Source organism: Janthinobacterium sp. 1_2014MBL_MicDiv (assembly GCF_001865675.1).
GTDB lineage: Bacteria > Pseudomonadota > Gammaproteobacteria > Burkholderiales > Burkholderiaceae_D > Janthinobacterium.
Window position 1 is genome coordinate 6,275,995 of record NZ_CP011319.1, and the last position, 17,349, is coordinate 6,293,343.

The following is a 17,349-nucleotide window of genomic DNA, read 5'->3' on the forward strand; positions in this document are numbered from 1 at the left end:
CAGTGCCTGCCGCCCGCCCCCGTGCGTGCCGCGCGCCGACTCGCGATATCGGTCAGCAACGGAACATGAAAAGGGAATGTCGCCATGCAGCGAAGCAAGTCGGTCACGAAACACGCATCCTCCTCCGCCACGGCGGACCGCCAGAAGCAGCACCCGGTGCGATTGAAACCGCTGGCACTGGCGATCGCCATGCTGCTGCAGGCCGGCGGCGCGCAGGCGCAGCAGCCGTTCAGCGGCGCCTGGTTCGCCGGCAAGGGTGCGCAGCAGGGCGCGGCCACCGTCACGGGACGCTTGCCGAATAGCCAGCCGGCCGCCTTGCTGAACAATCCCCAGGCCCAGCAGCAGAAGGCGGAAGGCAAGCTGCAGCAATCGTTGAACAACCTCTTGCTGGCTGCGCGCGGCATCGCCGCCGAGCAGGCGGTGCAGGCCGCCGCGCGCCAGGCCGCGCTGGCGGCCGGCGGCGCACCGGACGGCCTGGTCAAGGGCGGCTTGCAGGTCGACAGCAACAGCCTGACGGCGGGCTGGCTCAATGCCCAGGCGCCCGTGCAGACCCAGGCCGACGGCAAGAGCGTCGTGAAGGTCGTGCAGACGGACGACAAGGCGATACTGAACTGGGAAAGCTTTAACGTCGGCAAGAACACCACCTTGCAATTCGAGCAGAAATCGAACTGGTCCGTATTGAACCGCGTCAATGATCCGCTGGCGCGCCCGAGCCAGATCCAGGGCCAGATCAAGGCCGACGGCACGGTGATGATCGTCAACCGCAATGGCATCGTGTTTACGGGCAGCAGCCAGGTCGATACGCGCAACCTGGCCGCCGCCGCCATGGGCATGAGCGACAGCCAGTTCAAGAGCGGCCTGTACGGCAAGGCGCAGGGCGCGGGCGCCGTGCCGACCTTCGCGAATGACCTGGTGCTGGGCCAGAATGCCTTTACGCATGGCAAGGCCGATGCCGATGTTGTCGTCGCCGCCGGCGCGCGCATCGACACGCGCAAGCCGCAAACGGTGACGGAAGGCGGCGGCTATGTGCTGCTGGCCGGGCGTGCCGTCGAGAATGCGGGCGCCATCACCACGCCGAATGGCCAGACGACCCTAGCGGCCGGCGACGCCATCGTCGTGCGCCAGGGCATGGGCACGGACAAGAACCAGTATTCGAGCACGCGCGGCAATGAAGTCGAGATGCTGCGCACGGCCGGCAGCAGCGCCGGCACCGTCGTCAACAACGGCGTGATCGAGTCGGCCAGCGGCGACATCACGCTGAGCGGCAATCGCGTGCGCCAGGATGGCGTATTGCTGTCGAGCACGAATGTCAACGGACGCGGCACCATCCACCTGGCGGCGGCGGGCGAGAACGCCGACGTCACCCTGGCGCGCGGCAGCGTCAGCGCCATCGTCATCGACGACAACGGCGCCACGGCGCTCGACGTGCAGCGCGATGCCCTGCTGAAAGATGCGGGCAAGAGCACGGAAGGCATCGCGGACCGGCGCGACCAGTCGCTGGTGCGCATCGCTTCGGCTGGCAACGTCGAGTTCGAAGGCGATTCGCTGACCCTGGCCACGGGCGGCCAGGTGCTGGTCGATGCGGCCCGCCGCAGCCATGTGGCGCGCGACGCCGCCATCGACGTTTCCGGCGCCGTCGGCGTGAAGGTCGCCATGAGCAGCAACAATGTGCTGATCAACGTGCAGGGCAACGAGCAGCGCGACGCGCCCGGCAGCCGCGACGCCAAGTACCTGAACAACAGCGATGTGTGGGTCGACCGCCGCGACCTGGTGCTGGTGCCGGCCGGCACCAACGGCTATGCCACGGACCGCTGGTACACGGCCGGCGGCTTGCTGGAAGTGAGCGGCTACCTCAATACGAGCGGCCACGGCATCGGCGAATGGGCGGCCCAGGGCGGCACCGTGGCCTTCGGCGGCGGCGAAGTCGTGACGCAGGCCGGTTCGCGCATCAATATCGCCGGCGGTTCGCTGGATGTGCAGACGGGCATGGTCAAGCAGACGTGGCTGAAGGGCGCCGATGGCGCGATGTACAAACTGAGCACTGCCCCCGGCGACAATCTGTACACGGGCTTGTATCGCGGCCATGAAAGCACGCATGCGCGCTGGGGCGCGAACACGACGGAAACCCATGCGAATGCCTTGATCGGCCCGCGCGAACGCTTGGAAAACGGCTATACGGTGGGCCGCGATGCGGGCCGTCTGATCGTTTCCACGGGCGCGGCCGTGCTGGAAGGCGATATCGACACGGCCGTGTTCCAGGGTGAGCGCCAGCAGCGCAAGCGCGATGAAGGCATGGATGGCTACCGGCAGGCGCAGACATCGGCGGCACGCGCCGGTCAATTGATCGTCGGCAAAATGACGCCCGTCTTCGATACGAAGACGGGCCAGTTGCGCGACAGCCCGCAAGCCGTGCTGGAAAAGGTCGAGATCGGCAAGGTGGCCGCCATCGCCGATGGCCAGCTGCTGGACGAGGCCTTGCCGGCCGCGCGCCGCGCCAGCCTGCAGCTCGACGCGGACTGGCTCAACGGGCTGGAACTGGGCGCGCTGACTATCCATGCCTACGACAAGCTCGACGTCAACGCCGACGTGCGCGTGGCCGATGGCGGCGACATCGCCCTGCACGCCACCGACGTGGCCATCAAGGCCAACGTCAGTGCGCGCAGCGGCAGCATCTCTGCCGGCAATATGGTGTCGCGCTACCTGGCCAACGCGGGCGCCGTGTGGATGGATGTGCCCGTGTCGCCGGACAGCCGCCCAGCGGGCCCGGCCGGCGTGCGCGTGGCGCCCGGCGTGCGCCTCGACGCGCGCGGCGTGTGGAGCAACCTGGAACTGGACCCGGCCGCCAGCAGCGGTTTGCCGTATGTGAATGGCGGCAAGGTCAGCCTGAAGAGCTCCGGCGGCATCGAACTCGCCGGTGGCAGCGTCATCGACGTTTCGTCCGGCGCCGCCCTGATGAGCAATGGCAGCCTGCAGGGCGGCCGTGGCGGCGACATCACCCTGGCCGTCGATTTGCCGCGCGAAAAAACGCCGACGGGCGCCTTACTCAAGCTCGATGGCGAGCTGCGCGGCCATGGCGTGAAGGGCGGCGGTCGCCTGGTGATCGACAGCGGCGTCGCCGTCAGCCTCGGCGGCAAGCTGTTCGACGGCGGCGACGTGCTGCAGGCGGGCGCCAGCGCCCCCGTCGGCCTGCGCCTCGTCGATGCATTCCCGATTGCCAAGGGCGAGAAGATCCCCTTCGATTTCGCGCTCAGCACCAGCCTCATCAAGCCGGGCCAGACCTTGAGCCAAGCCGTGACGGTGGACGTGTCGGCGCAGAAACCGCTGGTCCTGGGGGCCGCCATGGTGGTGCCGCAGGGCGCGCAGGTCGTTGTCAACGGCACGACGTATCTCGGCAGCGGCAGCATCGTTCCCGCCGGTAGCGTGTTGACGTCGATCAACGGCTTGAATGCCGGCTTCGTCGTCTCGGCGGTGGCCTTCCCGAACGGCTTGCCCATCCTGCCGATGACGACGCAGTATGCGGCCGGCAGCATCGCTGCCGAAGCGCTGGTCGCGCCGCGTGGCCAGCTGCTGCCGTCCGGTATCGCGCTGGGACGCGACGTTGCCGTCCAGCCCTTGCTGGCGCTCGATGCCAGCCTGTTCCAGAGCGGCTTTGCCGACTACGCCGTCACGGGCCGCGACGGCGTCGTGGTGGTGAAGGATGCGCATATCGACGTCACGATGCCCGTGCTGCGCTTCAATCCCGCCACCGGCCATACGGTGGCGGGCGGCACCGATCCGGGCGCCGCGCTGGAAGTGTGGACGCCGGAGCTGTACCAGGAAGATGCGCGCAAGGGCCGTTTGACGCAGCGTGCCGGCGCCGACCTGGCGCTGACGGCCGGCAGCCCGTACGTGAAGGGGAGCCTGGCGGTGCAGGAAGGCGCCGTCATCAAGGTCGATCCGGGCCGCCAGATCGGCCTGACGGGCAATGGCCAGGTCAGCATCGACGGCCGGCTCGACGCCTGGGGCGGCAAGATCGCCGTGCTGCCGGGGACGTTTGGCACGGGCAGCGATGCGGATGTGCCGAACGGCAAGGGACAAGCCACCTCGATCTGGATCGGCGAGCATGCCGTGCTCGACGTGGCCGGCCGCGCCACCGTCGCCACCGACATGCGCGGCGGCCGCTATGGCCGCGCCGACAAGGGCGGCAGCATCGAAATCGGCGCCCGCTACAAGGCCGACGCCGCCAGCGTCGACGCGGCCGACGCCTTTGTCGTCGTGCGTCCGGGCGCCCTGCTCGACGCCAGCGGCGCGGCCGCCACCCTCGACTTGCCGAACCAGGGCGCCGTCAACGTGGCCGGCAGCGGCGGTTTGATTTCGCTCAGTTCGTATAACGGCATCTTTGCCGACGGCACGTTGCGCGCGGCGGCCGGTGGCGCCGGCGCGGCCGGCGGCACCCTGGCGCTGGCGCTGGATGCGCCCAATTATGGCCAGGTGGACCGCCAGACGCTGCAAGGTGGCGCCGTCGACAATGTGGTGCGGGTGCCGCGCGAATTCGTGCTGGCCCAGGTACAGGGCGACAGCGCCTTGCCGGCCGACTTGCGCGCCGGCCAGCAGGACGAGGCCTTGCGTTACGGCAGTGCGCGCCTGGGAGCCGACCGCGTGCAGGCCGGCGGTTTCGACAACCTGGCGCTGCATGTCAACGGCATGCTCAGCATGGATGGCGACGTCAACCTGGCGCTGGGCCAGAGCCTGCGCCTGAGCGCCACGTCGCTGGGCCTGGCGCAGCAGCCGCAGCAGCCGGAGGCGGATGGCCAGGAGAAGCTGCACAGCCTTGCCAGCCAGGTGCACCTGGCGGCGCCGTATGTGCGGCTGGGAACGGCCACGCGCGCGCAAAAGGATAACTTCATCGTGCCCAATGCCGTCAAGGGGTCGAAAAACCTGGGCAAAGGGCGCGGCATGCTGGGCGTGCCGCTGGTGGCCGACGCTTCCCTGCTGCAGATCGACGCGGGCATGTTCGATCTCGTGGGCGAGGTCAACATGGGCACGCGCGGCGAGATCGTGCAGAGCAGCGGCAAGCCGCTGGCGGTCGAACGCGATGCCTTCGAACAGCTGACCCTCAACAGCCGTGGCGATATGCGCCTGTCGAACAACGCCGCCCTGTACCAGCCGGGCAATGCCACCCTGGCCGCGGCGCAAATCTACCCGGCCATGGGCGACAGCGGCATGGTCACCGTGGGCCAGAGCAGCCGCGTCGACGAATACGGCATCGTGCGCGTCACGCTCGATCCGCTGCGCACCCTGAATATCGAGCGCAGCGCCGGCAGCGCGACGCCGAATCAACCTTTTTCCGTCTTTGGCAGTCTGAGCCTGGTTGCGCCCACGATCAACCAGCGCGGCGTGCTGCGCGCACCGCTGGGGCAGATCAACTTGGGCGCCGAAGGCTATGAAGCCTATACGGGCCATGTCAACCTGCTGCCGGGCAGTATCACCTCCGTCAGTGCGAAAGGCTTGACCATGCCGTACGGCGGCACGCTCGATGGCCTCAGCTACCTGTATGACGGCAACGACGTCGTGTTCAAGGGCGTGGGCAACGGCCCCGAGATCGCCTTGACGGGCGCCGCCGTCGATGTGCAAGCCGGCGCCGTGCTCGACCTGTCGGGCGGCGGCACCTTGACGGGCGCGGCCTTCCTGGCAGGACGGGGCGGCTCCACCGATGCGCGCCTCAATCCGCTGGTGCAGATGAAGCCGAACGGCGGCTTCACCTTGCCCGGCCTGAGTACCAACCCCGTGTACGCCATCATTCCCGGCGTGCAGCCGGACGTGGCGCCGCTGATGGCCGAGCAGGGCGCGGGCAAGCCGGCCGTGGGACGCCAGATCACCATAGGCGCGGGCGTGCCCGGCCTGGCGGCCGGCACCTACACGCTGCTGCCATCGAATTTCGCCCTGCTGCCGGGCGCTTTCCGTGTGGAATTGAATGGCCTGGCCGGCGCCGTCGAGGCGGGCGGCACCGTGGCCATGCGCAACGGTTCGTATGCCACGGCGGCGCAGACGGGCATCGCCGGCACGGCCATCCGCGACGCCGTGCCGGGCCAGGTCATCCTGACGCCGGCCGACGTGCTGCGCAGCTATTCGCAATACAATGAAACGGGCTATGCCGCCTTTGCCATGGCGCAAGCCACGCGCGACGGCGTGCCGCGCGCCATGCTCGAACGCGACGCCAAGGCCGTGCGGCTGCAGCTGATCGCCCCGTCCCTGCACGGCGTCGAGGATAACCATACGCCATTGATGATGGATGGCAGCGCCCTGTACGCGCCGGCCGAGGGCGGCTTTGGCGGCTCCCTGCTGCTGGGGACGGGCGGCCATGCGTCGACCCGCTATCAAGTGCTGGCCGACGGCACGTCGGCGCTGGCCGACTTCGATGGCGTCTCCGTGCACGCTTCGCAGATCAACGCCTTTGGCGCCCAGCGCGTGGGCATCGGCGGCTTGCCGCGCGTGACTTACAGCGATTTCGCCACGGGCAGCAACCAGCGTGCGAATATCGCTGCCATCAACGAATCGGCGGGCGGCATCGTGCTGCGCGACGGCGCCGTGCTGAAGGCGGCCGAAGTGTTCCTGGTGACGACGAAAAAAAACGACGGCATCATCCTCGAGCAGGGTTCCGGCATCAATACGCTGGGCCGTGGCAAGGCGGCCTGGGACTCGCGCGACGGCTATGTCTACCAGCCGATGGGCAGCGTGCTGGCCGTCTCGAACGGCTGGCTGGACATGCTGCCGGCCGCGCGCGCGCCGTCCGAATCGTATGGCCCCGGCATCATCGACATCGGCGCCTGCGCCAAGGTCAATGGCGTTTGCGGCGGCAGCACCGCGCTGTATTCGGAAGGCACCATCGCCGCCGTGACGGAGCGCGCGTTTACCCTGCGCGACAACGTGCGCTACGGCACGCGCAACCTGGTGCTGGCGATGGGCTCGATCAATATCGGCAGCGAAGCCTCGCTGGCGGACGCCAGCGCCCGTGGCGCCCTGCCCGATGGCCTGGCGCTGAACCAGGGCGTGCTCGACCGCCTGCTGCGCGGCGATACCAGCACGGGCGCACCGGCACTGGAAAGCCTGGGCTTGACGGCGCGCAATTCCTTCAACTTCTATGACTCGACGCAGCTGTCGACCATCGATGCGGCCACGGGCAAGTCGTCGCTGTCGCGCCTGGTGCTCAATACGCCCGCCATCTACGGCTATGGCGGCGCGGATGCGCTGGCGCGCATCCACACGGACACCCTCGTGTGGCAGGGGGCGACGAATGCGCCCGGCGCCGTCGTCACGGCGGGCCCCGGCACGGGCAGCGGCCGCCTGCAGGTCGATGCCAAGCGCATCGAGTTCGGCTTCACGCCGGACAGCCGTCCCGACACCATCCATAACCTCGACCGTTTGATACTGGGCTTCGGCCAGGTGGCGCTGAACGCCAGCGAGCAGGTCACGGCGAACAACAAGGGCAGCCTGTCCGTCTACCAGTCGCAGGGCGCGTGGGACACAGCCATCAATGGCTACCGCTACAGCGGCGGCGACGTCGTGATCAACACGCCGCTGCTGACGGGCGCGGCCGGTTCCATCAACCGCATCACGGCGGGCGGCGACCTGAAGGTGAGCGCGCCGGCAGGCGCTGCCGCCGCCACGCCGACGAATGCGGCGCTGGCCGGCGCCCTGGGCGCCGAAGTGGCACTCAGCGGCAACAATGTCAGCGTGGATACGTCGGTGGTCTTGCCAAGCGGAAAATTGACGCTGTCGGCCGAGCGCGATGTGCTGCTGGGCGACAAGGCCAAGCTGGACCTGGCGGGTCGCAAGATCGATTTCTACGACACCAGCAAATACAGCTGGGGCGGCGACGTGATCCTCGACAGCCGCGCAGGCGACGTGCGCCAGGCGGCCGCCTCCGTGATCGACCTGTCGGCCGTGAACAACCGCGCCGGCAAGCTGAGCGTGATCGCCACGGGCGACGCGGCGGGCACGGCCGACTTGCGCGGCAGCTTGCTGGGCGGCGCCAGCGGCCGTTATGACGCGGGCGGCACCCTGGTGCCGTACGCGGCCGGCGGCGTGGAGATCCGCGCCCAGCGGATCGGCGACTTCGCCGGCCTGAACCAGCGCATGAACACGGGCAAGGTGTACGGCAGCCGCAGCTTCCAGCTCAAGCAGGGCGACCTGGTTATCGGCGACGAGGTCAAGGCGCGCGAAGTGAGCGTGTCCGTCGATGGCGGCGCGCTGACGGTGAACGGCCGCATCGACGCCAGCGGCGAACAGGTGGGCAGCATCCGCCTGGCCGGCCGCGACGGCGTCACCATCCAGTCCGGCGCCGTGCTCGACGCGCATGGCACGGTGCTGCGCACGGACAGCTACGGACAGGCGATCGAGGCGCCGAACCGCGCCGTGATCGAACTCGCGTCGGCTGGCGGACGCCTGACCCTGGAAGGCGGCGCGCGGTTCGACCTGCGCAGCGGCGAGGCAGCGCAAGGCGGCAACTACGGCAGCATCGACTTGAACGCGCGCCGCCTGGGCGGCGCCACGGGCGACGATATCGACATCGATGCGGCCGGCGCGCTGAACATCGCCGGTGCGCGCAACATCCACGTGAACGCCTTCTGGCAATACAAGGATGCACCGGCCGGCGCCGGCAAGGATGCGGACGGCCGCAACTACCAGAGCATCGACCAGGCTTACCTGGACGAGAAGCACGCGGACAGCCAGGATTTCATGCGACACGCGCTGGCGAACGGCAACTTGATGAACAGCAAGCTGCGCGGCTTGCGCGGCGACGCCAACGCCTTCCATTTGCGTCCCGGCGTCGAGATCGTCAGCGCCACGGCGGACGGCGACCTGCATATCGATGGCGACATCGACCTGTCCGGCCACCGCTACGACGGCGTCAATCCGCTGGCGCGCCTGAGCGGCGTGTACGGCTCGGGCGAAGCGGGCGCGCTGGTCGTGCGCGCCGGCGGCAAGCTCAGCGTCTTTGGCAGTATCACGGATGGCTTCGATACCCGCAGCTTGCCCGTCACGTCGGACGACCAGGGCTGGCAACTGGTGAAGGGCCGCCTGCCGTGGGGCGGCGATGTCGTCGTGCCGCAAGGGGGCCTGGTGACCCTGGCCGAGGACACGTATTTCAAATCGGGCACGAGCCTCAATTTCGCCGTGCCGATGAAGCCGATGCAGTTGCGCGGCGGCACCTTGCTGGCGGCGCGCGCCACCTTGACGGCGGAGTTGAACTTGCCGGCCGGTAGCGTGCTGGGCGGCGCTGTGCGCAACGTCGATGGCAGCGTGCTGTACGCGGCCGGCACGGTCTTGCAGAAGGCGCTGACCTTATCGAGCGGCATGCAGCTCGATCCCGGCCTGCGCCTGCCTGGCGCGGCCAAGGTGGCGGCCATGGTGTGGCCCGCGAATGTGGCCTTGCCCTTCCCGGAAGGCAAGCCGTGGGACCTGGGCGATGAATGGAATCCCGTCAACGGCGTGGTGCTGGCTTCCGCGCTGGCGCTGGACAAGGGCAGCGTGCTGCCCGCCGGCACCATGGTCAAGCTGCCTGACGACGCGGCCATGGTGGCGCTGCGCCCAGTGGGCGGCACCGGTGGCCAGGGCCGCAACCTGGCGCTGGCGCCCATGCTGGCCCAGGGTTCGCAAGCGTGGTCGCTGCGCCTGGTGGGTGGCGCCGATACGGCCGCGGCCGACACGCGCGCGCTGCGGCCGCATGCGAAGGACGCGCATCTGATGCTGGCCGATACGCATTACGGCATGGGGGAAAGGACGTCGATCAAGCCGGGCACGGGCTTGCCGGGCAAATATATCTACAGCGCAGAAGCCATCGAGATGGGATTTCCGGAAGGCGAGGTCAACGTCGATGACTGGGGTGGCGAGCAATTCATGCTGGAATACTACGCCAATCTGGTGGTCAAGATTGCCGACGGCACGCCACCCGAGACGGTGACCACCGTGGAGCCGGCGCGCCAGCCCCTGTTCAGCGTGCTGCGCACGGGCACGGGCGATCTCGACCTGCTGGCCGCCGGCGATTTCGACATGCGTTCGCTGTACGGCGTCTACACGGCGGGCACGCAGTCGGCCTCGCCGCTGGTCGATGGCAAGGATCTGTTCAACCTGCCGCGCGGCGTCAATGCCAAGGGCCAGTTGCTCGGCACCCTGGACAACAAGCTGACGCGCTTCGTCGATGGCGGCAGCGAGAGCCTGTACCGCGCCTGGTATCCGGAGCACGGCGGCAACCTGCTGCTGCGCGCCCAGGGCGACGTCAAGGGCGATACCGTGGGCACCGCCACGCAGCGCCGCGAGGACGCCATCGGCGTCCTGAGCCGGCAGCAGGATACCAGCGACATCGGCACCTGGCTGTGGCGCCAGGGCAGCGGCAGCACGGGCGCGGGCGTGCCGACGGCATGGTGGATCAACTTCGGCACCTATGTCGCGCGTCCCGACGGCAGCGAGCTGTATGCCGGCCAGCCGGCCGTGTCGGGCTTTACGGGCATCGGCACCCTGGGTGGCGGCAATGTCCTGCTGCAGGCGGGCGGCGATGCCGGCATGCTGACCTCGCGCGCGGATCCGGGCGGCGAGTACGAGCCGCGCAGCCAGGGCCTGAACGTGGCCGTGGGCAGCACGGGCAGGGTGACGCCGGACGGCAAGCTGCTGCTGACGGGCGGCGGCGACCTCGACATCCGCATCGGCGGCGGGCTCAACCCTGTTGCCGAGGTGCGCAGTTTCGACCGCAACAGCGATGCCTCGAATGCCGATACGCGCTTCGAGCGCCAGTATCCCACGCTCAACAGCACCTTCACGAACCTGCGCGGCGCGCTGCGCATGGAGGCGGGCGCCGTGGGCGGCGTCGAGCTGCGTTTCGACCGTGCCGATCCGAAGGAATCGCGGCCGTATGAAACCTATACGGCGGGCACGGCGATTGCCAGCGGCGGCCCGATCCTGGTGCCGGGCGACAGCGGCGTGCGCATCGATGCGCGCGGCGACCTGGTGCTGGGCGGCACGGCCGATGCGGGCCGCGTCAAGCAGCTGGGCAACGGTTCGCCGTTCAACTACCAGGGCGTCGAGCGCGCCGGCGAGGGCTGGAGCTGGTTCTCGCTGTGGACGCCGGCCACGGCCATCGACCTGTTCAGCGCCGGCGGCAACCTGACGCCGACGTCCGCCTGGATCAATACGCTGACGGGCAACAACCATGCGCCCTCGGACGGACGTTTCGTCATGCCGTCCGTGCTGCGCGCCGTGGCTGCCAGCGGCAGCTTGTACTACGGCAATGCCAGCCTGGGCAGGTTGGGCGAGGGCGGCAAGGTCGACATGCCGCAAAACGGCGTGATCCTGGCGCCGTCGCCGGTGGCGCCGCAATTCGTCAAGACGGGCACGGGCCAGCTGGAAATGCTGGCCGCCGATTCCATCCATGCGGCCGGCTATCCGATCACGCCATCGGGCGCCGACCCGCGCCTCTTGCCGAACCCGTTCAATCCGGGCTTCGTCGGGGCGCTGGACAAGGTCTGGTTCGGCCTGTTGCCCTTGCATAACGTCAGCACGAATGCGCTGGCGCCTTCGCCGTTGAAGTCGTTTGCCGGGAATGCCAATGGCGCCGGCGGCGATGCACAGACCTATCCGCTGTTCAGCATGACGGCACCGACGGTGTCGGACTATGTGCCCGTGGGCCAGCTGCCCGCGCATTTCTATGCCAACAGCGGCGACATCGTCGGCCTGCGCACGGGCGGCATCGTGTACCGGGCTACGCTGAAGGGAGAAGCGGGTCCGCTGGGTGTGTGGTACGAGGGCGGTGGCGCCGTGGCCGTGCGCGCCGGGCGCGACATCGTCAATTCGGGCACGCCGCTCGGCAGCGTCGAAGACGTGCCGGACGGCGCGGCCGGATGGACCAGCCAGGGCTTTGTCGGCCGGCCGGACTATCCGGACAAGCCGGTCGTCACCGGCAGCTCGTCGGCGCGCGGCAATCTGTTCGTGCACCGCCATGCCGATGACATCTCCGTCGTCAGCGCCGGGCGCGATATCCGCTACAGCACCTTCTATGTGGCGGGTCCCGGCCAGCTCAGCGTGAGCGCCGGGCGCGACCTGTACATGGCCGACAAGGCCGAATTGCGCAGCCTCGGTTCCATCGTCGGCACCGGTCCCGGCCAGCGCGGCAATGGCGCCGGCATCAGCGTGGCCGCCGGCGTGGGCCGCAATGGCCCCGACTATGCGGCCTTCGCGGCGCGTTACCTGGACCCGGCCAAGCTGGCCGACCCGGGCCGCCCGCTGGCCGACCAGGCCGGCAGCGCCGTGTACGTCTACGGCGGCAAGCTGACCCTGGCCGACTGGCTGCGCGGCCAGTTCGGCTATGGCGGCGACGAGGCGGGCGCTTCCGCCTTCCTCGGCACGAAACAGGCGGAACTGGAGAAGGCCGGCGCGCAAACGGGCGGCGTGCGGCGCGACCTGGCGCGCGAATACGCGCTGGTCAGCCAGCTGCACCTGGTGAACTGGCTGACGACGCGCTTTGGCGGCGACAGCGGCCTGGGCATCCGCTACGACCCGGCCACCGATGCGCGCAGCTTCTTTGCCGCCTTGCCGAAGGAACAGCAGCAGGTGTACCTGAGCAATGTCTACTTTGCCGAACTGAAGGCGGCCGGGCGCGAATACAACGATCCGGACGGCATGCGCCGCGGCAGCTACCTGCGCGGCCGCGAAGCCATCGCCACCCTGTTTCCCTCCCAGGACAAGGCGGGCAAGAAGATCGAGTACAAGGGCGACCTGACGATGTTCAGCAGCGCGCTGTATACGGTCAATGACTACGACGGCATTTATACCAAGCGGCCGGTCGCGGGCGTGCGCTACCTGAGTCCGCAGGAGTGGGCCGAGGCGGGGCGTCCGGTCGTCAACGTGCCGCACGTGATCGTCAACGATGCCGGCATCCACACGGATTTCGGCGGCGATATCGGCATCGCGGTGCCGGGCGGCCGCGCGCTGATCGGCGTCGATGGCGGCTATGCGCCGGGCGAAGGCTCGGGCGTGCTGACGCAGGGGGCGGGCGAGATCCAGATGTATGCGAGAGACAGCATCCTGCTGGGCCAGAGCCGCATCTTCACCACTTTCGGCGGCAACATCCTGGCCTGGTCGGCCACGGGCGACATCAATGCGGGCCGCGGCACCAAGTCCACCGTTGTCTACACGCCGCAGCGCCGTAACTACGACAGCATCGGCCTCGTCAGCCTGTCGCCGAGCACGCCAAGCACGGGTGCCGGCATCGCCACCCTGAACCCGATCCCGGAGGTGCCGCCCGGCGACATCGACCTGATCGCCCCGCTGGGCAGCATCGACGCGGGCGAGGCGGGCATCCGCGTCTCGGGCAACGTCAACCTGGCGGCCCTGCAGGTGGTGAATGCGGAAAACATCCAGGTGCAGGGCAAGTCCACGGGCATGCCGGTGATCGCTGCCGTGAACGTGGGCGCGCTCAGCAATGCCAGCGCGGCCGCCACGCAGGCCGTGGGCGCGGCGCAGGAGGTGCTGCAGCGCGAACGGGCCGCCACGCGCCAGGCGCTGCCGTCGCTGTTCACGGTGAAGGTGCTGGGCTTTGGCAACGAGCAGGCGGACGAGGGCGGTGCCGGCAAGCTGCAGGGCGGCGAACCGCAGGCATCCGCCTACCAGCCGGCCGGCGTGGTGCAGGTGCTGGGCGCGGGTCCGCTGACGCCGCCGCAGCTGCAGGCGCTGACGCCAAACGAGCGGCGCGGCCTGCAGCCGTGAGTTTTATGAACATTTGATGACATTTGACAGTCGCCGCGCGCGGCGGCTGTCTAGGCATCAGTAGATCAGTATCGGCAGCAAGGAAAACCGCCGGCCCAGCGCCGCAACACAGGGCAACCGTTTGATTTTAAGGTGAATGGAAGATGCGTGAAATGAAAAAGAAGGGCAGGCCCGCGGCGCCCGCGACCGCCTTGACGATGCTGTGCCTGGCCATGCTGGCGTTGCCCGGCCTGGCGCGCGCGCAGGAAGCCGTGGCCGCCGCGCCGGAACGCCAGGTGACGATCGAGGAATACCTGGTGCGCGGCAATACCGTGCTCGACGCCCGTGCCATCGAAGAGGCCGTGACGCCGTTCCTGGGGCCGGGCCGCACCCTGAAGGACGTGGAAGGGGCGCGCGACGCCCTCGTGGCGGCGTATCAGGCGCGCGGCTACCAGTCCGTCTACGTGGACTTGCCGGAACAGCAGGTGGAGCAGGGCATCGTGGTGCTGCAGGTGAGCGAAACGAAAGTGGGCCGCCTGCGCGTGGTGGGCGCGCAATACAACTCGCCGCTCGACGTGCGCCAGCAGGTGCCGGCCCTGACGGAAGGCACGGTGCCCGACTTTACCCAGGCGCAGGTGGAACTGACGGCCCTGAACCGCGGGCCCAAGCGCCAGGTGATGCCGCTGGTGCGCCAGGGCACGTTGCCCGGCACCATGGACGTGGACTTGAAGGTCGACGACAGCAGCCCGTGGCGCGCCAGCGTCGGCCTGAACAACGATTACAGCGCCGATACGAAGAAGTTGCGCACCAGCATGTCGGTCGGCCACGACAACCTGTGGCAGCTCGGACACAGCGCCACCATCAGCTTTTTCGGCACGCCGGGCGACCTGAACCAGACCAAGGTGTGGTCCGCCTCGTACGTGGCGCCCATCGGCACGCAGGGCTGGAGCGTGGAAGCGACCGGCTACCAGTCGAACAGCAACGTGGCCAGCACCGGCGGCACCAGCGTGCTGGGCAAGGGGCATGCGCTGGGCATGAAAGTCAACTACACGGTGCCCAACAGCGGCATCTGGTGGCACAGCTTTTCCGCCGGCATCGACTTCAAGGATAACCAGGAAGCGCTGAAACTGAATGGCACCGGCTCGAGCATTCCATTGAAATACGTGCCGCTCAGCGTGGCCTACAACGGTTTTGCGCAGACGGACACGGCGACGTACGGCCTGGGCCTGTCGCTGGTGGCCGGCACGCGCGCCTCGTTCGGCTACGGCAGCGACAGCGCCGCCTACGATAACAAGCGCTACAAGGCCTCGCCCAGCTTCCTCGTGCTGAAGGGCGATGCCAACGCCACCGTCACCCTGGGCAGCGGCGCGCAGCTGCACGGACGCATGTCGGGCCAGCTGGCCGACGCGGCGCTCGTGTCGGGCGAGCAGATGGCCGCCGGCGGCGCCAATTCCGTGCGCGGCTATCTGTCGGCCGAAGCGACGGGCGACTACGGCGTCTCGGGCACCGTCGAATGGCGCACGCCGCAGCTGACGTATTTCAGCCGCCTGGAAAACTGGCGCCTCTTTGCCTTTGCCGATGGCGCGCGCCTGCGCCTGCGCGACCCGATGATCGAGCAGAAAGACCTGTTCGGCCTGGCTTCCGTGGGCGTGGGCAGCAGTTTCCAGTTCCTGCGCTACCTGAATGGCCGCATCGATTTCGCCTATCCGCTGCGCGATGGCCCGCGCACGCACAAACATGTGCGGCGCATCAACTTCAACCTGTCGGCCAGTTATTGACGGTCCGGCGCACCCGTACCGCACTTTTCTAGACTTTTCTTCGGAGAATCACTGTCATGCAACGTTTTCGACGTCTGTTATTCCTGCTCACGATCCTGGGCACGCTCGCTCCCGGCCTGGCGCATGCCTGGTGGCAACCTGACTGGGCTTACCGCAAACCCGTCACCATCGATGCCGGTCCCAAGGCGGGTGCCGTGGGCGGCGATCCTGGCCGTATCCCGGTGCTGCTGCGCTTGCATTCGGGAAATTTCAACTTCGAGGGCGTCAGCGACAGCGGCGCCGACCTGCGTTTCGTGGCCGGCGACGATAAAACCGTGCTGAACCACCAGATCGAGCAATTCAACCCGCTGCTGGGCATCGCCCTGATCTGGGTCGACGTGCCGGCCCTGACGGCAGGCACGCCGCAGCAGCTGTGGATGTACTACGGCAATCCGAAGGCGCCCGCCTCCGGCAATGGCCAGCGCACCTTCGATCCCGACTACAGCCTGGTGTACCACTTCGCCGAACCGGGCGTGCCTTCGCGCGACAGCACCGCCTACGGCAACCATGCCCAGACGGCCGTGCCGGCGCTGGACGGTTCCGTCATCGGCACGGGCGCCCGCCTGGGCACCACGCCGCTGATGCTGCCTGCTTCGCCATCGCTGGCGCTGGCCGCCGGCGCAGCGTTCACCTTTTCCGCCTGGGTACGTCCCGACAACCTGGGCCCGCAGCAAGTGCTGTATGCGCGCCGCGACGGCGCCAATGAATTGCTGATCGGCGTGGACCAGGGCGTGCCTTTCGTGCAGGTGAATGGCCAGCGCAGCAAGCCTGGCCAGCCCATCCAGGCGGGGCAATGGTCGCACCTGGCCGTCAAGGCGGAGAAGAACAACGTGGCCCTGTATGTGGGCGGCCGTCCGGCCGTCTCGCTGGCCACGGCCCTGCCGGCGTTCGGCACGGCCGCTTCGGTGGGCGCCGATGCGCCGCCGGTCGCTTCCGGCGCAGCCACCCTGGGCAACTTCACGGGCGCCATCGACGAGCTGCGCCTGTCGCGCACGGCCCGTGCCGATGCGCTGCTGCTGGCCGACGCCGTCTCGCAAGGTTCGGAATCGCGCCTGGCCGTGTTTGGCGCCGATGAACAGCAGGCAGGCAAGAGCCATTTCGGCTTCATCATCGCCGCCATGCCGCTCGACGCGTGGATCGTCGTTGGCGTGCTGGGCCTGATGATGGTCTTGTCGTGGATCATCATGATCGGCAAGGGCCGCAGCTATGGCGCCATCTCGCGCGCCAATGCGCAATTCATGCAGTCGTTCCACGAAGCGGCCGGCGCGCCGCTCGACCACCTGGCGCGCAATGGCAAGCTGGGCGCTTCCGTGAAGGCCGATTCCTCGCTGTGGCGCCTGTACGACGTGGCCATCGACGAGATGCGCCGCCGCCATGACCGTGGCTACGACTTGAACGCCGTCTCGAACGCCACCATCGGCGCCATCCGCGCCGCCATGGATGGCGTGATGGTGCGCGAAAGCGAGCGCATGTCCAAGCGCATGATCTGGCTTTCCACCACCATCGAAGGCGCGCCCTACGTGGGCCTGTTCGGTACCGTGATCGGCATCATGCTGGTGTTCGTCGTGGCCGCCATGGCCGGCGCCGTGGACATCAACTCGGTGGCGCCAGGCATGGCCGCTGCGCTGCTGTGTACGGCTGCCGGCCTGGGCGTGGCGATTCCCGCCCTGTTCGGCTACAACTGGCTGTCCTCGCGTTCGGACGCCATCGTTGCCGACATGGCCGTCTTCGTCGACGAATTCGCCACGCGCCTGGCGGAAGAGCAGGGCGACGGACGCCAGATGCGTCCCGTGCTGCAACAGGCGTGAGGGGCGCA

General features: G+C 68.5%; 3 protein-coding genes. All 3 read left to right on the top strand.

Going from position 1 to position 17,349, the window contains the following annotated elements; translation table 11 throughout:
- The first annotated feature begins 84 nt into the window (after positions 1-84).
- Entirely contained in the window at positions 85-13,737 is a 13,653-nt protein-coding gene (locus YQ44_RS27280) for a filamentous haemagglutinin family protein (protein WP_071326043.1), read from the top strand.
- Between the two features lie 143 nt (positions 13,738-13,880).
- The gene (locus YQ44_RS27285) at positions 13,881-15,494 is read left to right on the top strand and encodes a ShlB/FhaC/HecB family hemolysin secretion/activation protein (protein ID WP_083412066.1); all 1,614 of its coding nucleotides are present in this window, start codon (positions 13,881-13,883) and stop codon (positions 15,492-15,494) included.
- 56 nt (positions 15,495-15,550) lie between these two features.
- The gene (locus tag YQ44_RS27290) at positions 15,551-17,341 is read left to right on the top strand and encodes a DUF2341 domain-containing protein (RefSeq protein ID WP_071326044.1); all 1,791 of its coding nucleotides are present in this window, start codon (positions 15,551-15,553) and stop codon (positions 17,339-17,341) included.
- The last annotated feature ends 8 nt before the right edge of the window (positions 17,342-17,349 follow it).